This is a genomic window from Micromonospora aridisoli (genome assembly GCF_056150025.1).
Genome location: NZ_JAXCFK010000008.1, coordinates 241,723 through 259,016, shown reverse-complemented (window position 1 = coordinate 259,016; position 17,294 = coordinate 241,723). Strand labels below are relative to the sequence as shown.

At 71.2% G+C, this 17,294-nt stretch carries 19 protein-coding genes; 10 read left to right on the top strand and 9 right to left on the bottom strand.

Annotated elements, in window-relative coordinates; translation table 11 throughout:
- Nucleotides 1–32: 32 nt before the first annotated feature.
- Nucleotides 33–1,208, bottom strand: coding sequence for a quinolinate synthase NadA (gene nadA, locus SM447_RS18920; protein ID WP_474574137.1), 1,176 nt, complete (start codon nt 1,206–1,208; stop codon nt 33–35).
- Between the two features lie 68 nt (nt 1,209–1,276).
- Between nadA and SM447_RS18915 the strand changes: the two genes are divergently transcribed.
- The 3 genes from SM447_RS18915 to SM447_RS18905 all read left to right on the top strand — a co-directional run bounded on the left by SM447_RS18915 (nt 1,277) and on the right by SM447_RS18905 (nt 4,152).
- Nucleotides 1,277–2,416 carry a glycerate kinase family protein gene (locus tag SM447_RS18915; RefSeq protein ID WP_474574136.1) on the top strand — a complete coding sequence of 380 codons (1,140 nt, stop codon included), beginning with the start codon at nt 1,277–1,279 and terminating at the stop codon, nt 2,414–2,416.
- Between the two features lie 149 nt (nt 2,417–2,565).
- Entirely contained in the window at nt 2,566–2,934 is a 369-nt protein-coding gene (erpA, locus tag SM447_RS18910) for an iron-sulfur cluster insertion protein ErpA (protein WP_013735179.1), read from the top strand.
- A gap of 240 nt (nt 2,935–3,174) precedes the next feature.
- On the top strand, nt 3,175–4,152 hold the full coding sequence (locus tag SM447_RS18905) for a carbohydrate kinase family protein (protein ID WP_474574135.1): 978 nt from the start codon (nt 3,175–3,177) through the stop codon (nt 4,150–4,152).
- Nucleotides 4,153–4,275: 123 nt separating this feature from the next.
- Here the strand turns inward: SM447_RS18905 and SM447_RS18900 are convergent, their stop codons facing one another.
- Together SM447_RS18900 and SM447_RS18895 are read right to left on the bottom strand one after the other, a co-directional pair.
- Complete coding sequence (locus SM447_RS18900) at nt 4,276–4,539, bottom strand: sulfurtransferase TusA family protein (protein ID WP_474574234.1); 264 nt, start codon at nt 4,537–4,539, stop codon at nt 4,276–4,278.
- A gap of 2 nt (nt 4,540–4,541) precedes the next feature.
- Complete coding sequence (locus SM447_RS18895; protein WP_474574134.1) at nt 4,542–5,693, bottom strand: cysteine desulfurase family protein; 1,152 nt, start codon at nt 5,691–5,693, stop codon at nt 4,542–4,544.
- 192 nt (nt 5,694–5,885) lie between these two features.
- Between SM447_RS18895 and ctaC the strand changes: the two genes are divergently transcribed.
- Entirely contained in the window at nt 5,886–6,848 is a 963-nt protein-coding gene (gene ctaC, locus SM447_RS18890) for an aa3-type cytochrome oxidase subunit II (protein WP_474574133.1), read from the top strand.
- A 10-nt stretch (nt 6,849–6,858) separates the two neighbouring features.
- Nucleotides 6,859–7,287, top strand: a complete 429-nt coding sequence (locus SM447_RS18885) for a cytochrome c oxidase subunit 4 (protein WP_474574132.1) — start codon at nt 6,859–6,861, stop codon at nt 7,285–7,287.
- 77 nt (nt 7,288–7,364) lie between these two features.
- On the opposite strand, the gene SM447_RS18880 is transcribed toward SM447_RS18885, so the two are convergent.
- The 4 genes from SM447_RS18880 to SM447_RS18865 form a co-directional block, all read right to left on the bottom strand.
- The gene (locus SM447_RS18880; protein ID WP_474574131.1) at nt 7,365–7,565 is read right to left on the bottom strand and encodes a hypothetical protein; all 201 of its coding nucleotides are present in this window, start codon (nt 7,563–7,565) and stop codon (nt 7,365–7,367) included.
- Between the two features lie 92 nt (nt 7,566–7,657).
- Nucleotides 7,658–8,704 carry an anthranilate phosphoribosyltransferase gene (gene trpD / locus SM447_RS18875; protein ID WP_474574130.1) on the bottom strand — a complete coding sequence of 349 codons (1,047 nt, stop codon included), beginning with the start codon at nt 8,702–8,704 and terminating at the stop codon, nt 7,658–7,660.
- An 81-nt stretch (nt 8,705–8,785) separates the two neighbouring features.
- Nucleotides 8,786–9,181, bottom strand: coding sequence for a response regulator (locus SM447_RS18870; protein WP_474574129.1), 396 nt, complete (start codon nt 9,179–9,181; stop codon nt 8,786–8,788).
- 165 nt (nt 9,182–9,346) lie between these two features.
- Nucleotides 9,347–10,348, bottom strand: a complete 1,002-nt coding sequence (locus SM447_RS18865; protein ID WP_474574128.1) for a cytochrome c oxidase assembly protein — start codon at nt 10,346–10,348, stop codon at nt 9,347–9,349.
- A gap of 108 nt (nt 10,349–10,456) precedes the next feature.
- Between SM447_RS18865 and ctaE the strand changes: the two genes are divergently transcribed.
- From ctaE to SM447_RS18840, 5 genes are all read left to right on the top strand, one after another.
- A complete protein-coding gene (gene ctaE / locus SM447_RS18860; RefSeq protein ID WP_474574127.1) occupies nt 10,457–11,056 on the top strand; it encodes an aa3-type cytochrome oxidase subunit III in 600 nt (199 codons plus the stop codon).
- A 75-nt stretch (nt 11,057–11,131) separates the two neighbouring features.
- Nucleotides 11,132–11,971 carry a cytochrome bc1 complex diheme cytochrome c subunit gene (qcrC, locus tag SM447_RS18855; RefSeq protein WP_474574126.1) on the top strand — a complete coding sequence of 280 codons (840 nt, stop codon included), beginning with the start codon at nt 11,132–11,134 and terminating at the stop codon, nt 11,969–11,971.
- A gap of 11 nt (nt 11,972–11,982) precedes the next feature.
- A complete protein-coding gene (gene qcrA / locus SM447_RS18850; protein WP_474574125.1) occupies nt 11,983–13,068 on the top strand; it encodes a cytochrome bc1 complex Rieske iron-sulfur subunit in 1,086 nt (361 codons plus the stop codon).
- Nucleotides 13,065–14,684, top strand: a complete 1,620-nt coding sequence (qcrB, locus tag SM447_RS18845; RefSeq protein WP_474574124.1) for a cytochrome bc1 complex cytochrome b subunit — start codon at nt 13,065–13,067, stop codon at nt 14,682–14,684. Before qcrA ends, qcrB begins: the two co-directional genes overlap by 4 nt.
- Nucleotides 14,685–14,850: 166 nt before the next feature.
- Nucleotides 14,851–15,543, top strand: a complete 693-nt coding sequence (locus tag SM447_RS18840; RefSeq protein WP_474574123.1) for a DUF4142 domain-containing protein — start codon at nt 14,851–14,853, stop codon at nt 15,541–15,543.
- A gap of 117 nt (nt 15,544–15,660) precedes the next feature.
- Here SM447_RS18840 and SM447_RS18835 read toward each other — a convergent pair whose 3' ends face one another.
- Both SM447_RS18835 and SM447_RS18830 read right to left on the bottom strand, forming a co-directional pair.
- Nucleotides 15,661–15,948, bottom strand: a complete 288-nt coding sequence (locus tag SM447_RS18835; RefSeq protein ID WP_474574122.1) for an Lrp/AsnC family transcriptional regulator — start codon at nt 15,946–15,948, stop codon at nt 15,661–15,663.
- A gap of 488 nt (nt 15,949–16,436) precedes the next feature.
- Nucleotides 16,437–17,282, bottom strand: a complete 846-nt coding sequence (locus SM447_RS18830) for a nucleotidyltransferase family protein (RefSeq protein WP_474574233.1) — start codon at nt 17,280–17,282, stop codon at nt 16,437–16,439.
- Between the last annotated feature and the right edge of the window lie 12 nt (nt 17,283–17,294).

Genomic DNA, 17,294 nt, shown 5'->3' with positions numbered 1-17,294 from the left:
CCAGCTGTCACTCAGGGTGACGCCATGGCGGGTCAGGCGCCGGGCAGCGCGAGCATCTGGTCCAGCGCCACCCGGGCGTGGTGCGCGGTGTCGGCGTCGACCGTGATCTGGTTGACCACCCGCCCGGCGACCAGCTCCTCCAGCGCCCAGACCAGGTGCGGCAGATCGATCCGGTTCATCGTCGAGCAGTAGCAGACGGCGCGGTCCAGGAACATGATCTGCTTGTCCGGGTGGGCCAGCGCGAGCCGGCGGACCAGGTTCAGCTCGGTGCCGACGGCCCACGCGGAGCCGGCCGGAGCCGCCTCGATGGTCCTGATGATGTACTCCGTCGACCCGACCTGGTCGGCGGCCCGCACCACCTCGTGCCGGCACTCCGGGTGCACCAGCACGTTCACGCCCGGCACCCGCTCCCGCACGTCGTTCACGCTGTCCAGGGTGAACCGCCCGTGCACCGAGCAGTGGCCGCGCCAGAGGATCATCTTCGCGTCGCGCAGCTGCTCCGCGGTGAGCCCGCCGTTCGGCTTGTGCGGGTCGTAGAGCACGCAGTCGTCCAGGGAAAAACCCATCTCCAACACGGCGGTGTTGCGCCCCAGGTGCTGGTCGGGCAGGAAGAGCACCTTCTCGCCCTGCTGGTACGCCCACTCCAGGGCCCGCTTCGCGTTCGACGAGGTGCAGACCACGCCGCCGTTGCGTCCGACGAAGCCCTTGATGTCCGCCGAGGAGTTCATGTAGGTGACCGGGACGGTCCGCTCCGCGAGGCCCAGCTCGGTGAGCACGTCCCAGGCGTTCTCCACCTGCGGCAGCGCGGCCATGTCCGCCATCGAGCAGCCGGCGGCCAGGTCCGGCAGCACGACCCGCTGCGCGTCGGAGGTGAGGATGTCCGCGCTCTCGGCCATGAAGTGCACGCCGCAGAAGACGATGTACTCCGCCTGGGGTCGAGCGGCGGCCTCCCGGGCCAGCTTGAACGAGTCGCCGGTCACATCGGCGAACTGGATCACCTCGTCGCGCTGGTAGTGGTGACCCAGCACGAAGACCCGGTCGCCGAGCGCGGCCTTGGCCGCCGTCGCGCGGGCCACCAGGTCGGGGTCGCTCGGTGCCGGCAGATCGCCCGGACACTCCACGCCACGTTCCGTGGCGGGGTCGCTGCCGCGGCCGAGGAGCAGCAGCGCAGTGGCGGTGTTTGAGGGCTCAACCCAGGTCGACGTCACGCCCTCCATGGTCCCACAGCGTGACCGGCCCGCCGCCCGTGCCGGTGTGGGCTGCCACACTGCCAGGCATGCGTGTACTGCTCTGTCCGGACAAGTTCGCCGGCACGCTGCCGGCCCCGCTGGTGGCCGCCGCGGTGGCCGACGGCTGGCGGGAGGTGGCTCCCGGCGACGAGCTGCTGGTCAGGCCGCTGGCCGACGGGGGGCCGGGTTTCCTCGACGTGCTCGCCGAGGCGCTGCCCGGTCGGCGGGTACCGGTGCCGACCACCGATCCGCTCGGCCGCCCGGCCGCCGGTGAGATGCTGCTCACCGACGGCGGTGCGGTGGCGTGGCTGGAGAGCGCGCAGGCGTGCGGGCTGCACCTGCTCGACGCCGCCGAGCGTGACCCGCTGTCCACCACGTCGTACGGCCTGGGCCTGCTGATCGCCGCCGCCGTCGAGGCCGGTGCCCGCACGGTGGTGGTCGGGCTCGGCGGCTCGGCGACCAACGACGGTGGCGCGGGGATGCTGACCGCGCTGGGTGCCGTGGCGCTGGACGGTACCGGTGCGGCCCTGCCGTACGGCGGTGCGGCGCTGGCCGCGGCGGCGACCCTCGACGGGACGCCCCGGCTACGGGAGGCCCGGTTGATCGCCGCCACCGACGTCGACAACCCGCTGCTCGGGCTGCACGGCGCGAGCAACGCTTTCGGTCCGCAGAAGGGCGCCGACCGGGCCGACGTGCTGCTGCTCGACGCCGCGCTGGGGCGCTGGGCCGAGGTGCTGGAGCGGGATCTGCCCGGTTGCCCCAGCGGGCTGGGAGCGCTGCCGGGCGGCGGCGCCGCCGGCGGCATCGGCGCCGCGCTGCTCGCCCTGGGCGGGCGGTGCGAGTCCGGCATCGGGCTGGTGAGCCGGGCCGTCGGGCTGGAGACCGTGCTCGACGAGGTCGACCTGGTGGTCACCGGAGAGGGCCGGTTCGACCATCAGTCGCTGCGCGGCAAGGTGGTCGCCGGAGTGGCCGGCGCCGCCCGCGACCGGGGCGTACCCTGCGTCGTGCTCGCCGGCCAGGTCAGCACCGGGCGGCGGGAGGCGGCGTCGGTCGGGGTGACCGACACGTACAGCCTGGTGGAGCACTTCGGCGGTGAGGAGCGCGGCGGGCTGGCCGCCGCCCTGGAACGTCCGGCGGAAGGGCTGCGGGCGCTCGGGGCGCGACTTGCCCGGCAGTGGAGTCGCTGACCGGGTTCCCACCGAGTGCCTGGTCACGCCGCCGGGTCGTCCGGCCGGCGGCGGCCTACAATCAGGAACTGGACCACTGTGGGAATCGCTGACCGGCGGATGACGTTGGCCAGGGGAGACCACACCGACGCGCGCAGGGAGAATTCCACGTGACCACGCCAGCGCAGACCGAGTCGACCGAGGCCAAGGCCCCCACGTCCGTCGTCCTCACCGACGTCGCGGCGCAGAAGGTCAAGGCCCTGATCGAGCAGGAAGGCCGCGACGACCTGCGGCTCCGGGTCGCCGTGCAGCCGGGCGGCTGCTCCGGCCTGCGGTACCAGCTCTTCTTCGACGAGCGTTCGCTCGACGGCGACGTCGTCACCGACTACGACGGCGTCGAGGTAGTCGTCGACCGGATGAGCGCCCCCTACCTGGCCGGCGCCACCATCGACTTCGCCGACCGGATCGACGCCCAGGGCTTCACCATCGACAACCCCAACGCGGGCAACTCCTGCGCCTGCGGCGACTCCTTCAGCTGAGGTCTCCGGATCTTGACGCAGACGGCGGCGCGGCCCCTGAGGGCCGCGCCGCCGTCCGCGTCTACGCCTCCCCTCACCAAGCACCCTCCCCGTTGATCATGATGTTGTTGTCGCCCCGTCGGCGTGTCGATGACAACAACTTCATGATCAACGGGGGTTGGCGGGTGGGGCGGGGTGGTCGTCCGGGAGGCACGGTGCCGGTAGGCTGATCGGGCTCTGCCGCCGACCCCGAGGGTTGCCATGAAGATCGCCGTGACCGGCTCGATCGCCACCGACCACCTGATGAGTTTCCCGGGCCGGTTCGCCGACCAGCTCATCGCCGACCAGCTGCACAAGGTCTCGCTCTCCTTCCTGGTGGACGACCTGGTGTTGCGCCGGGGTGGGGTGGCGGCCAACATCGCGTTCGGCATGGGGCAACTCGGTCTGCGGCCGGTGCTGCTCGGCGCCGTGGGTGCCGACTTCGCCGACTACCGCTCCTGGCTGGAACGGCACGGGGTGGACTGCGACTCGGTGCACGTCAGCGAGGTCGCCCACACCGCCCGCTTCGTCTGTACCACCGACACCGACATGTGTCAGATCGCCTCGTTCTACGCGGGCGCGATGAGCGAGGCCCGCAACATCGAGCTGCACCCGGTCGCCCAGCGCCTCGACGGGCTGGACCTGGTGCTGATCGGCGCCAACGACCCGGAGGCGATGCTGCGTCACTCCGCTGAATGTCGCGAGCGCGGCTACGCGTTCGCCGCTGACCCGTCCCAGCAGCTCGCCCGGATGGGCGGCGAGGACGTGGTGGCGCTGATCGACGGTGCCGACTACCTGATGACCAACGACTACGAGAAGTCACTGCTGCAGAGCAAGGCCGGTCTCTCCGACGAGCAACTGCTGGACCGGGTGAAGATCCGGGTCACCACGCTCGGCAAGCACGGGGTGGAGATCGCCGGGAGGGAGATCGAGACGATCCACGTGCCGATCGCCCGGGAGACCCAGGCGGTCGACCCCACCGGCGTCGGTGACGGCTTCCGCGCCGGCTTCTTCACGGCGCTGTCCTGGGGGGTCGGGCTGGAGCGCGCCGCCCAGGTCGGCTCCCTGCTCGCCACCCTGGTCCTGGAGACCGTCGGTACGCAGGAGTATCAGGTGCGCCGCGACGTGTTCGTCAAGCGTCTCGCCGAGTCCTACGGCGACCAGGCCGCCAACGAGGTCCGCCCCCACCTGCTGCCCTGACTCCACCCAACCTCCCCGCCCTCCCTCCCACCCTCGCCGATCTTGCACTTTCGGTCGCCTCTTCGAGGCTTGTGCCCGTCATGTGGCGACGAAAAGTGCAAGATCGCGTGGCGCGGGGCGGGGTCAGTGGGTTCGGCGGATGGTGTAGGTGGGGCCGGGGGAGGTGCCGAGGAACTCCTGGTCGCGCATGCGGCACCAGGCCGGGATGTCGACCGCCGCCGCGGGGTCGTCAGCGAGGACCCGCACCAGTGCGCCGACCGGCACCTCCGGCAGGCGGCGGGCCAGGGCGATCACCGGCAGCGGGCAGCGCTGGCCGAGACAGTCGAGTACCTCGTCGGCCGGAGCGCCGGTCTCGTCGTCGGCTGGGCCGCCGCTCGCCTCCGGGATGGTCACAGCCCCGTCACCCCCGCCTGTTCCCGCAGCTCGGCGACGATCCCGGGCAGCTCGGTGAGGAAGCGTTCCACGTCCTCCTCGGTGCTGCCGGCGTGCAGCGAGACCCGGACGTTGCCGTGCGAGAGCACCCCCATCGCCTCCAGCACGTGCGACGGGCGCAGCGTCGCGGAGGTGCACGACGAACCCGACGAGACCGCGAAACCCCGCCGGTCCAGGGCGTGCAGCAGGGCCTCGCCGTCGACGTACAGGCAGGAGAAGGTGACCAGGTGCGGCAGCCGCCGCTCGGGATCGCCGACCACTTCGACGTCTGGTACCTCCGCCGCTACCCGGGCCCGGATCCGGTCCACCAGCGGCGACAACCGCGCCGCCTGAGCGGCCGCGTCGGCCGCCGCCGCGCGCAGGCTCGCCGCCGCCGCAACCACCGCCGGCAGGTTGACCGTCCCCGGTGTACGCCCCGACTCGCGCTCGTCGGTCGGCCAGGGCGACTCCCAGCGGGTGCCCTTGCGCACCACGAGCAGACCGACGCCGGGCGGTCCACCCCACTTGCGGGCGCTGGCGGTCAGCACCGACCAGCCGGCCGGCACCGGGGCCCGGCCCACGACCTGCGCGGCGTCGACGTAGAGCGGCACCCCCGCCTCGGCACAGGCCGCCGCGGCGGCCTCGACCGGCTGGAGCGTGCCCACCTCGTGGCTGGCGGCGATCAGCGCGGCCGACGCCACCCCGGCCCCGGCCACCGCCGTCGACCAGGCGTCCAGATCCAGCCGGCCGAGTCGGTCGACCGGCACCTCCACCGTCGTGCCGCCGCCGGCCACGTGCCGCTCGGCGGCGTACAACACGGCCGAGTGTTCGATCGCCGAGTGCACCAGCACCTCGCCGGACCGCCGGCGTCCGCGCAGGCCACCGAGCACGGCGGTGTGCGCGGCGCTCGTGCCGCTGGGGGTGAAGGAGAGCTCGTCGGGGCGTACGCCGAGGGTGTCGGCCGCGGCCTCGCGGGCGGCGTCGAGCAACTGGCGGGCGCGCCGCGCCTGTGTGTAGAGCCGATCCGGGTCGGCCCAGCCGTCGTCGAGGGCGGCCAGCAGCGCCTGCCGGGCGACCGGATGCAGCGGCGCGGCGGTGGCCGCGTCCAGGTAGACCGGGGAGGGAGTCACGTCTGCCCACGCTATCGCCTCGGCCGGCACAAGATCCCCCGTCGGGTGCGGACAACGACCCCAACCGGGTCCAGCCCGTCATGGTCGAGTAATCTGCGACCGTCGGTGACGCCTTTGCCGCCGGTGCGGCGGCTCCGCTCGGCGGAGCCGGCCGGAACGAGACACCGCGGCGCGCTAGGGAGGCAGGACCAGGTGGTCGCAAGGAGTTCGGAGGTACGGCCGACGGCCGTGCGGCGCAGCGCATCCCCGCGAGCCGGCGGGCGTCGTGCCGGGCGTCTCGCCGGGCTCGGATTCGGTGGGGCGGCGCTGCTGGTCCTGCTCACGGGCTGTGACGTCGGAGCGGCGTTCGGCGGCTTCGGCTGGCCGCAGGGTGGCATCACGCCCGAGGCCCAGCGGATGTACGACCTGTGGATCGCCTCGTGCATCGCGGCCCTCGCGGTGGGCGTCTTCGTCTGGGGCCTGATCTTCTGGTGCGTCGTGCGCTACCGCAAGCGTGGCAACGAACTGCCGGTGCAGACCCGCTACAACCTGCCGATGGAGTTCCTCTACACCATCGCGCCGGTGCTGATCGTCTCGGTGCTCTTCTACTACACCGCGGTGGTGCAGACCGACGTGGTGAAGACCACCAACAACCCCGACGTCACCGTCGAGGTCGTGGCCTTCAAGTGGAACTGGCAGTTCAACTACCGCGACGGTCAGGGTGTCGACGCCAACACCACCGCGTCGGTGCTGGGCACCAGCGAGGTCATCCCGATCCTGGTGCTGCCGACCGGGCGGTCGATCCGCTTCGAGGAGACCAGCCGCGACGTCATCCACTCGTTCTGGGTGCCGGAGATGCTGTTCAAGCGGGACGTCATGCCCGGCAGCATCCGCAACGTCTTCGAGGTCTCCTCGCTGGAGGCCGAGGGTGCCTACGTGGGGCGCTGCGCCGAGCTGTGCGGCAGCTACCACGCCTTCATGAACTTCGAGCTGCGGGTCGTCTCGCCGGAGAACTTCGACCGCTTCCTCGCGGCCAAGCAGGGCGGTGCCTCGACCCAGGAGGCGTTGACCTCCATCGGCGAGGAGCCGTACGCGACCACCACGACGCCGTTCGAGACGCGGCGTACCGAGAGCAACTTCAACCCGGACACTGCTCCGGCCGGCGCGGGAAGCTGAGGCAACCGGCATGAAGACCGAGTGGCGTATCTTCCTGATCATCGCCGCGTTCCTGCTGTTCGCGACCTTCCTGTACGGCGGCTGGACGTGGGCCGACTCGGATGGTCGGGTCGAGTGGATCGGCACCGTGGCCCTGCTGCTGTCGTTCCTGCTCTGCGCGATGTGCGGTGGCTTCTTCTGGTTCGTCTCCCGCCGCATCGACCTGCGCCCGGAGGACCGGCCGGACGCGGAGATCGCCGACGGCGCGGGCGAGATCGGCTTCTTCAGCCCCGGCAGCTACTGGCCGTTCGGCCTCGCCCTGGCCGCCGCGATCGCCGGCCTGGGACTGGTGTTCTGGCAGTTCTGGCTGCTCGGCGTCGGCGCGGTGGCAGTGATCTTCGCCGCCTGCGGCCTGCTCTTCGAGTACTACAGCGGCACCCGGCGTACCGCCGAGCACTGATTCTCGAAGCGACGACGAGGGCCCGCCCCGATATCGGGGCGGGCCCTCGTCGCGTCGTGTGCCGAAGGTGGACTGGTTCAGGCGGCGCGGTGGTGGACCGCGCGGCGGCGGGTCGACAGGCGCGGCGCGTTGCCGACGAAGGTGGCGATGACGACCGCCGCCCCGCAGCCGACGCAGGCTCGGTCGGGGCAGTCGGTGCCGTGACCGTCGACGCAGGGCGGCGCTTCGAACAACTGGACGCTGCCGCAGGTGTCGCAGTGAAGCTCGCGCTCCGACACGGACCTCTCCTCTCGCTCGACGGCCGGTCGGTGGATCTCGCCGGAACTACTCGGTTGTAGTTTCCCACGGCCCTCCGACAGCGCGGGCGGGGTCAGGCGGTGCCGGCGACCTCGATCCAGCGGTCGAGGGCACGGCCGGCGGCTCCGGAGTCGATCGACTCGGCGGCCCGGTCCAGGCTGGCGCGGAGCGCGTCGGTGAGGTCGCCGTCCAGCGGCCCCTGGGTGGCCAGGGCCGCCGCCGCGTTGACCAGGACGGCGTCGCGCACCGGCCCCGGCTCGCCGGCGAGCAGGCGCCGGGCGACGTCGGCGTTGTGGGAGGCGTCGCCGCCGCGCAGGTCGGCGAGGGTGGCCCGGGGTACGCCGAGGTCGACCGCGTCCACGACGGTCTCCCGGACGGTGCCGTTCTGGGCGATCCAGAAGCGGGTCGGCGCGGCGGTGGTGAACTCGTCCAGCCCGTCCTCGCCGCGCATCACCAGCACCGAGTCGCCCCGGGCGGCGAAGACGGCCGCCATCACCGGTGCCATCGTCGCGTCGAAGCAGCCGACGGCACCCGCGCTGGGGCGGGCCGGGTTGGTCAGCGGACCGAGGAAGTTGAACGCGGTCGGCACCCCCAGCTCCCGGCGGACCGGCCCGGCGTGACGCATGCCGGGGTGGAAGCGGGCGGCGAAGCAGAATCCGATCCCGGCCTCGGTCACGCACCGGACCACCTGATCGGGCCCGAGATCCAACGGTATGCCGAGGAACTCCAGCAGGTCCGCCGTGCCGCAGGAGGACGACGCGGCCCGGTTGCCGTGCTTGACCACGCGTACCCCGGCCCCGGCCACGACCAGCGCCGTCATCGTGGAGATGTTGACCGTGTGCGCCAGGTCGCCGCCGGTGCCGACCACGTCGAGCGCCTCGGCGCGTACCTCCTCGGGCAGCTCGACCGGGACGGCCCGGCCGAGCATCGCCTCGACCAGGCCGGTCACCTCGGCCGGGGTCTCGCCCTTGGCGCGCAGCGCCACGGCGAAGCCGGCGATCTGGGCCGGCGTGGCCGACCCGGACATGATCTCGCCCATCGCCCAGGCGGTGTCGGCGGCGGATAGTTCGTCGCCGCGCAGCAGCGCGGTGAGCAGGTGCGGCCAGGTCCGATCGCCCATGGCGGGCCTCCCGAGCAGACGGTTACGGGTGGGGGACCGGCGCCGGCTCGCCCGGCGCCGTGGCGGTGCCGGAGTGGGACGTCAGGCGGGTGCGTTCGTGCGCAGCAGCTCGGTCACGGTGGCGGCGGTGGTCACCGGGTCGAGCGGGTGTACCAGGGTGGCGTCGACCTCGGCGAACGACGCGAGCCAGCGGTCGGCGGCGCGGGCGATCACCACACAGGTCGGGGGAGCGTCGTTCCGGTCGTCCTTGATCTGCCGGGCGATGCCGATGCCGCCGCCGGGGCTGGCCTCACCGTCGAGCAGCATCAGGTCGATCTCGTAGTCGTCGACCAGTCGGATGCACTCGGCGTAGGTGGACGCCTCGACGAACTCGACCCGCAGGTCGGCCGCGGGACGGGTGCCGACGGCCAGGCGCATCCGGTCCCGCACCTGCGGGTCGTCGCTGTAGAGCAGGACGGTGCACAGACGATCGCTCATGCCGACACTCCGCTTCGCTTCGTGCCGTCCTGAGGCGCCACTGCACAGAGCTTGATGATCCGCTCGCTGTGCTCGCTCATGGCTTCCAACGGCTCCCACTTCGTAGCTGCGTGGCTGATCGTACCGGTCGGTGTGGTGCCCGTGACACGCCGCCCCGCGCGTGCCTCAGGCCGTGGATTCCGCGGCGCGTTGACGGGCCTCCTGGCGGTCCAGCTCGCGGTCGACCCGGCGGGCCTCCCGCTCGGCGTGGCGCATCCACTGCACCACCAGGACCGCGAGCATCGTCACGCTGACGAACTCGCCACCGGCCCACAGGATCCCGCCGGCGAGCACCTGGTCCTCCCACGGGTCGGCCCAGCTGAGCCCGAGGGAGGGGTACCAGTCGCCGCCGAACAGGGTGGTGCTCTGCATGATGGTCAGCCCGAGCACGGTGTGGAACGGCACCGACAGCAGCATCAGCAGTGCCCGCCCGGGGTACGGCCAGCGTCCCGGCAGCGGATCCAGACCGAGCAGCGGCCAGAAGAAGACGCAGCCGGTCATGATGAAGTGCGCGTGCACCAGCTCATGTGCCCAGGCGTGTTCCAGCGTGTAGCGGTACAGGTCGGTGAAGTAGAGCGCGAACGGGTTCACCACGAAGATGGCGAACGCCACCAGCGGGAAGGTGTAGATCCGCGCGATCCGGCTGTGCACCACCGCGAGCAGCCGCTTGCGCGGGCCGGTCGGCAGCGTACGCAGGGCCAGCGTCACCGGCGCGCCCAGCGCCAGAAAGATGGGGGAGACCATGGAGAGCACCATGTGCTGCACCATGTGCACCGACAGCAGCGTGGTGTCGTACGCGTGCAGTCCGCTCACCGTCACCGAGGCGATACCGCCGAGGCCCGGGCCGAGGAAGAAGATCGTCCGGGCGACCGGCCAGCGGTCGCCGCGCAGCCGCAGCCGGTGCACCCCGTAGAGGTACAGGCCGGCGGCGAGGACCAGTCCGACGGCGAGCCAGCTGTCCAGCCGGGCCTCGGTGACCACGGCGGTGATCGAGAACGGCGGTGGGGCGGCCTCGGCCGCCAGCGGCACGGAGCTGGTCGTCACCTCGGTCGCGGCCGAGCCCGTCGCGGCCGCGGTGAGCAGCGGCGCGGCCGGGCCGGCCAGGGAGATCGGATCGACGTGCAGCACGCCAATCAGCCTAGGTCAGGCGAACCGGACGGTACCGATCGGGCCACACCTGGGCCGGGTTTCACCCCCCGCTGATCGCCGGCCGTGGTCAACGGCAATAATGACCGCGTGACTGCGGCCCCAGCCATTGACAAGAGCCGGATCCACTCACTGACGCGCCCCAACATGGTCAGCGTCGGGACGATCGTCTGGCTCTCCAGCGAGCTCATGTTCTTCGCGGCGTTGTTCGCGATGTACTTCTCCATCCGCGCGGCGGCGCCGGAGCAGTGGGCGGAGCACACCGAGGTCCTCAACATCCCGTACGCGACCACCTTCACGGTGATCCTGGTGTTGTCCTCGGTGACCTGCCAGATCGGTGTGTTCGCCGCCGAGAAGGGTGACGTCCACGCGCTGCGGCGCTGGTTCACGATCACCTTCGTGATGGGTCTGATCTTCGTGCTCGGCCAGGCGAACGAGTACCGCGAGCTGGTGCACGAGGGCATCAAGATCAACAGTGACGGCTTCGGGTCGATGTTCTACCTGACCACCGGCTTCCACGGCCTGCACGTCACCGGTGGTCTGATCGCCTTCGTGATCTTCATGATCCGCACCACCATGGGCCGGTTCACCCCGGCGCAGGCCACCGCGGCGATCGTCGTGTCGTACTACTGGCACTTCGTCGACGTCGTGTGGATCGGGCTGTACGCCATGATCTACTGGCTTCAGTGATCTTGGCGCGCGCCAGGCGCCTTGCCGCTGCTTCACCCCCGCAAGACAAGGTCCAACCGGTTAAGGACACAGGTCATGACTTCTGACAACGACCGCCGACGCGGTCTGCTCGCGCGGCTGCGCGGGCGGCCGGGGGCGCCCGGCAGGGGCCGCCGCCGGCTGGGTGCCGCGGTCCGACTGGTCGCCGCGTTGATGCTGGCCGGCGGTGCCTACACCGTCCTCGCCCCCGGCGCCGCGGCGCAGGAAAACCCGCCGCTGAGCAGCGCCGCCGCGGACGGCAAGGCGCTGTTCGACGTGAGCTGTGTGACCTGTCACGGTCGCAACGCCCAGGGGGTCGAGGGACGCGGACCGAGCCTCATCGGCGTCGGCGCGGCCTCGGTGGAGTTCCAGGTGAGCACCGGCCGGATGCCGATGGCCCGGCAGGAGGCCCAGGCGGCGCGCAAGCCCGAGCTGTTCACCCGCGACGAGATCGACCAGTTGGCCGCGTACGTCCAGGAGCTGGGTGGTGGCCCGATCGTCCCGCCCGGTGACAACCTGCACGCCGACGGCAACCTCGCGCTCGGCGGTGAACTTTTCCGGATCAACTGCGCCCAGTGCCATCAGTTCGCTGGTAGCGGCGGTGCCCTCTCCTCCGGCAAGTACGCGCCGAGCCTCGGGCCGGCCACCGACCGGCAGATCTACGCGGCCATGCTCAGCGGCCCGCAGAACATGCCGGTCTTCGGCGACAACCAGATCACGCCGGAGCAGAAGGCGGACATCATCGCCTACATCCAGCAGACGTTGAACGAGGACGGTGACCCGGGCGGCTTCTTCAACCTGGCCCGCTACGGCCCCTCGACCGAGGGTGTGACGATCTTCCTGTTCGGTATCGTCGCGCTGGTCTTCGCCAGCCTGTGGATCGCGGGCAAGTCGTGAGCGGAGGGACCATGAGCAGCCACACCGGGCAGCCGGCCCGGACGGGCGGGGAACCGCTCGACGTGAACGACCCCCGGCTCAGTCGGTTCGACATCGTCCGCGAGGGTGCCCGCCGGGACGACATCGAGATCGTCCACTACGAGCCGCAGGTGGCCCCGGGCAGCAAGGCGGAGCGGCGGCTGGTCCGTACGGTCGCCGGGTTCTTCCTGCTGACCGGCCTGGCCTCGACTGCCTTCCTGGTGATCTACATCTGGTGGCCCTGGGAGTATCAGCCGGGCCGTGGCGGCGACAAGCTCTACACCCCGCTGCTCGGCGTGACCCTCGGCATCGCCCTGCTCGCCATCGGCTTCGGCATCCTCACCTGGGGCAAGAAGCTGCTGCCCAAGGAGGTGTCGATCCAGGATCGGCACGAGGGCGCCGTGCCCGCCGAGGACCAGCGGATCACCGGCGAGACCATGGCCTACATGGCCGACGAGCTGGGGGTCCGGCGCCGGCCGCTGCTCGGCGTGTCGCTGCTGGCCGGTCTGGTGCCGGTCGGCGCCGTCGCCGCGGCGCCGCTGGTCGGTGGGCTGATCTCCGACCCGCACAAGGACAACCAGATGATGACCACCGGGTTCTCCCCCCGGGACGGTCAGCGGATCCGGCTGGTCCGTGAGGACGGCCGGCCGATCCGGCCGGCGGACATCAGCGCCGGTGGCCAGATCACCGTCTTCCCGGGTGTGGAGCACGGGGTGAGCAACCGGTACGCCGACTCGCCCACCCTGCTGATCCACCTGCGGGACGCCGACGCCGAGGAGTCGCGCCGCAACAACGAGCGGGAGGGCCACGGCGGCTACATGTGGGGCAACTACGCCGCCTACTCGAAGGTCTGCACGCACGCCGGTTGCCCGGCGAGCCTGTACGAGCAGCAGACCAACCGGTTGCTCTGCCCGTGCCACCAGTCGCAGTTCCTGATCACTGACAACGCCAAGCCGATCTTCGGTCCGGCCAGCCGGCGGTTGCCGCAGCTGCCGATCGAGGTGGACGCTGAGGGCTACTTCGTGGCGAAGTCCGACTACACCGAGGCTGTCGGGCCCGACTTCTGGGAGCGGCCGTGAAGCGGCGCAAGTTTGACGTGGCAGCGGTGCCGGGCAACACCGCGCGGGCGGTCGACGACCGCTTCCAGGTGGCGACTCCGCTGCGCCGACTGCTCAACAAGGTCTTCCCCGACCACTGGTCCTTCCTGCTCGGCGAGATCGCGCTCTTCTCGTTCATCGTCCTGCTGCTGACCGGTGTCTTCCTGACCTTCTTCTTCGAGCCGACGATGACCGAGGTCATCTACAACGGCAGCTACGCCCCGCTGCGGGGTACGCCGATGTCGGCCGCGTACGCCTCGACGCTGGACATCTCCTTCGACGTCCGCGGTGGCCTGATCATGCGCCAGATGCACCACTGGGCGGCGCTGCTGTTCATGGCCGCGATCGTGGTGCACATGCTGCGGGTCTTCTTCACCGGCGCGTTCCGCAAGCCGCGGGAGACCAACTGGATCATCGGTTCGCTGCTGTTCTGGGTCGGCTTCCTGGCCGGCTTCACCGGCTACTCGCTGCCGGACGACGGTCTCTCCGGCACCGGTCTGCGGATCGCCTCGGCGATCATGCTGTCCATTCCGGTCATCGGTTCCTGGGTGACCGCGGCAGTGTTCGACGGCGAGTTCCCCGGCACGATCATCATCAGCCGGTTCTTCATCGCCCACGTGCTGCTCATCCCGGCGCTGCTGGTCGCGCTGATCACCGTCCACCTGGGGCTGGTGTTCAAGCAGAAGCACACCCAGTGGCCGGGGCCGGGTCGGACGAACGGCAACGTGGTCGGCGAGCGGATGTTCCCCCGCTACGCGATCAAGCAGGGCGGCTTCTTCATGGTCGTCTTCGGCGTGATCGCGCTGATGGGCGGTCTGTTCCAGATCAACCCGCTCTGGTTGTTCGGCCCGTACGAGGCGTGGGTGGTCTCGGCCGCGAGCCAGCCCGACTGGTACGTCATGTTCCTGGACGGCTCGACGCGCCTCATGCCGGACTGGGAGATCACCATACCCATCGGCGACGGATACGTGATTCCGCCGCTGTTCTGGCCGACCGTGGTGCTACCCGGCATCCTGGTGATGATCTCCCTGTTCTATCCGTTCATGGAGGCACGCCACCTGAAGGACTACCGCAGCCACAACCTGCTCCAGCGTCCCCGCGACGTGCCGTTCCGTACCGGCCTGGGCGCCATGGCCGTCACGTTCTACGTGATCCTGACCCTCTCCGGCGCGAACGACGTCATCGCCGACAAGTTCCACATCAGCCTGAACGCGATGACCTGGGCCGGCCGGATCGGTCTGCTGCTCCTTCCGCCGCTGGCGTACTACGTCACCTACCGCATCTGCCTCGGGTTGCAGCAGCACGATCGGGAGGTGCTGGCCCACGGCGTGGAGACCGGCATCATCCGCCGCCTGCCCGACGGCCGGTTCGTCGAGGTGCACCAGCCGCTCAGCCCGGGCGACGGGCACCGTGAGCTGGAGTACGTCGGTTGGGTGGTACCGAAGAAGATGAACCGGCTCGGTGCTCTCGGTCCGGCCATCCGGGGCTTCTTCTACCCGATCGAGCGGCCGGCCGAGGCGCCGGTCTCGCCGGGGCACCCGCCGGTCGAGCCGCGTGCGGAGCGCGAGGAGATCGGCAGCGGGGAGCCCCGCTCCTGAGAACCACCGCAACGTGACGTGGCGCCCGCCGGACTCCTCCGGTGGGCGCCACGCCCGTTCCGGCCCTCGCGGACCTCGCCCGCCGCTTCCCGCCGTCGGCGGATCGCAGGAATAACCCCGGTCAGCCGGGTATCCGTGCGGTCCAACGTCTCAACGGGGAGGAAGCATGTTGGGTATCAAACGCCTCGGCCTGCTGGCCGCGCTGGTGCTGGTGGGCGTCGCACCCGCCGCGGCGGCCCAGGCGGCGGCGCAGCCGTCGGAGCAGGACACCCAGTATCTGCAGGCGATCCACCAGACGAACCTGTACGAGATCGCCGCCGGTGAGCTGGCCCAGGAGAAGGGCCAGAACCAGCAGGTCAAGGAGTTGGGGCAGCAGTTCGTCACGGACCACACCGAACTGGACCAGTCGGTGCAGGAGCTGGCCGGCCAGCTCAACGTCCAGCTGCCCAGCGAGCCCACCAATGATCAGCAGACCGCTCTCGACCAGCTGAACAACGCCAGTGGCGAGGAGTTCGACCGGCTCTGGGTGACCCAGGGTCTGGCCGGCCACGTCCAGGCCATCCAGGCGACCCAGACGGAGATCTCGCAGGGTACCGAGCCGCAGGTGGTCCAGCTGGCCCAGACCGCGCTGCCGGTCCTGCAGGCGCACTACGACGCCCTGGTGCAACTGGCCGAGGAACTCGGCATCCCGGTCCCGGAGACCAGCCCGACCGGTACGCCCAGCCCGGGTGGCACCGTCCCGGCTCCGGGGGTGACCACGCCGACCCCGGGTGACACCGAGCCGGCCCCGGGTGGCACGGTCACCGAGGAGGCTCCGGTTCCGGGCGACACCGAGGTCCCGGTGCCGCAGCAGAGCTGACCCGGCGGTACGAGGCGAGCCGGTCCACCCACGGGTGGGCCGGCTCGTGCGTGTCCGGGTGGGCGTCCGGGTGGGCATTCCGGTGATCTGAATGTCCGGTGCCCGCGAGCCGACGACTCAGTCGGCGCTGCCCAGCCCGATGGCGAAGGCCTCCTCCAGATCGTGCCGGGAGTACGCGCGGAAGGCGATGTGCGACTCGGTGTTGAGCACGCCCGGCACCTTCGAGATGCTGCCCGCGATGATCTGCGCGATCTCGTCGAACTCGCGGACCCGGACCATGGCGATCAGGTCGACGTGCCCGGCCACCGAGTAGACCTCGCTCACCCCCGGCAGGTCGGCCAGTGCCTCGGCCACCTCCGGAATCGAGTCGGTGGCACAGTCGATCAGCACGATCGCGGTGATCACAGGGCTCTCCGTTCGTCGACGTCGCAGCCCATGCTAGTCGCGTGCCACCCCGGTGGTGCGTTGTGTGGGTCCGCTGCTCCACCCGGGACATTGACTCTCGGTGACTACTACGCACGGTGACGCTGAAGCCTGCCTCGCGCCGCCCAGCCGGTCTCCCCTGTCGACACTTTGCTCTGCTTCACCCGACGCAACGGCCACCTTGCAGGGACGATGGCAGCACGATTTGTCGTGGTCGCCGCCGTTGGTAATGCGAAGAGTGACTGTTGCGTATGGTGAAGCAGAGCAAAGGGCGCGTGGGGGTGTGGTGCTCGCCGGCACGATCCTTACTCGCGGTAACGTCTGATCCTGGTCGTGAACCGACAGCGGAGCGGTGGGTCGCGGGGGTGGTCGCCGCCGGATCAGACGACCGAGCGGCCCACCGACCCGGCCCACCGACCCGGCCCACCGACCCGGCCCACCGACCCGGCCCACCGACCCTTGCCGCCGAATCAGCGGGCCGGGACGGTCAGGTGGGCGTCGACCCGGATCACGTCCCCCAGGTGTTCCTCGGGTCCGACGGTCGCGTTCGGCCAGACGACACTGCGGCTGACCGTGCCCCGGACGGTGGCGCCCGCGCCGACGACCGAGCGGTGGCAAACTCCGGTGACTGTGGCCGCCGGGTCGATCAGCGACCCGCCACCGGCGGCGTGCAGGTTGGCGGCGAGGTAGTCGGCCGGGGTGCCGGTGTCGATGAAGGTGCCCCGGTAGGCCACCACGCTCAGCCGGCCGGCGGCCTCGGCCGGGCGCCAGACCGCGCGTACCAGGTCGCCGAAGGAGGCGGGCAGGTCGCGCACCAGCCGCCACGGCAGCAGCGAGAAGCCGGTGAAGACGTGCCCGTCGAAGGTGCCCGGCGCCTCCGGGTCGGCGGCCGGCTGGCCGAGCAGCCGTACCGAGTCACCGTCCCAGCCGTCCAGCAGCGCCGCGATGTCCGGCCCGGGCGGCGCTGCCGGGTCGGCCAGGTACGCGTCGGCGTTGCCGACCAGCACACCCCGCCCGCCGATCCAGTCCCGCAGCCGTCCCACACCGCCCGCGGTGCCGAGCGGGCTGCCCGGTTCCACCGAGAGGTGCGCCCGGTCACCCACCCGCTCCACCACCTGGTCGCCGAGGTAGCAGGCGTTGACCGCGACCGTGGCCGGCCCGGCCAGACCGAGACCCGCGAGCCGGGCCAGCGCCCGGTCCAGCAGTGGCACGTTGCCCACCGGGCAGAGCGCCTTCGGCACCCGCTCGGTCAGCGGGCGCAGCCGGGTTCCCTCACCGGCGGCGAGCACCACCGCGCAGAGCCCGTCGGACGGCAGGTCGGTCCCACG

What these genes read in the sequence shown, in the direction of transcription:
- trpD (WP_474574130.1), bottom strand. Translation starts at nt 8,704, where the DNA reads ATGGGCGATCGGACCTGGCCGCACCTGCTCACCGCGCTGCTGCGCGGC.
- SM447_RS18870 (WP_474574129.1), bottom strand. Translation starts at nt 9,181, where the DNA reads ATGAGCGATCGTCTGTGCACCGTCCTGCTCTACAGCGACGACCCGCAG.
- qcrC (WP_474574126.1), top strand. Translation starts at nt 11,132, where the DNA reads ATGACTTCTGACAACGACCGCCGACGCGGTCTGCTCGCGCGGCTGCGC.
- SM447_RS18840 (WP_474574123.1), top strand. Translation starts at nt 14,851, where the DNA reads ATGTTGGGTATCAAACGCCTCGGCCTGCTGGCCGCGCTGGTGCTGGTG.
- SM447_RS18915 (WP_474574136.1), top strand. Translation starts at nt 1,277, where the DNA reads ATGCGTGTACTGCTCTGTCCGGACAAGTTCGCCGGCACGCTGCCGGCC.
- SM447_RS18885 (WP_474574132.1), top strand. Translation starts at nt 6,859, where the DNA reads ATGAAGACCGAGTGGCGTATCTTCCTGATCATCGCCGCGTTCCTGCTG.
- qcrA (WP_474574125.1), top strand. Translation starts at nt 11,983, where the DNA reads ATGAGCAGCCACACCGGGCAGCCGGCCCGGACGGGCGGGGAACCGCTC.
- SM447_RS18905 (WP_474574135.1), top strand. Translation starts at nt 3,175, where the DNA reads ATGAAGATCGCCGTGACCGGCTCGATCGCCACCGACCACCTGATGAGT.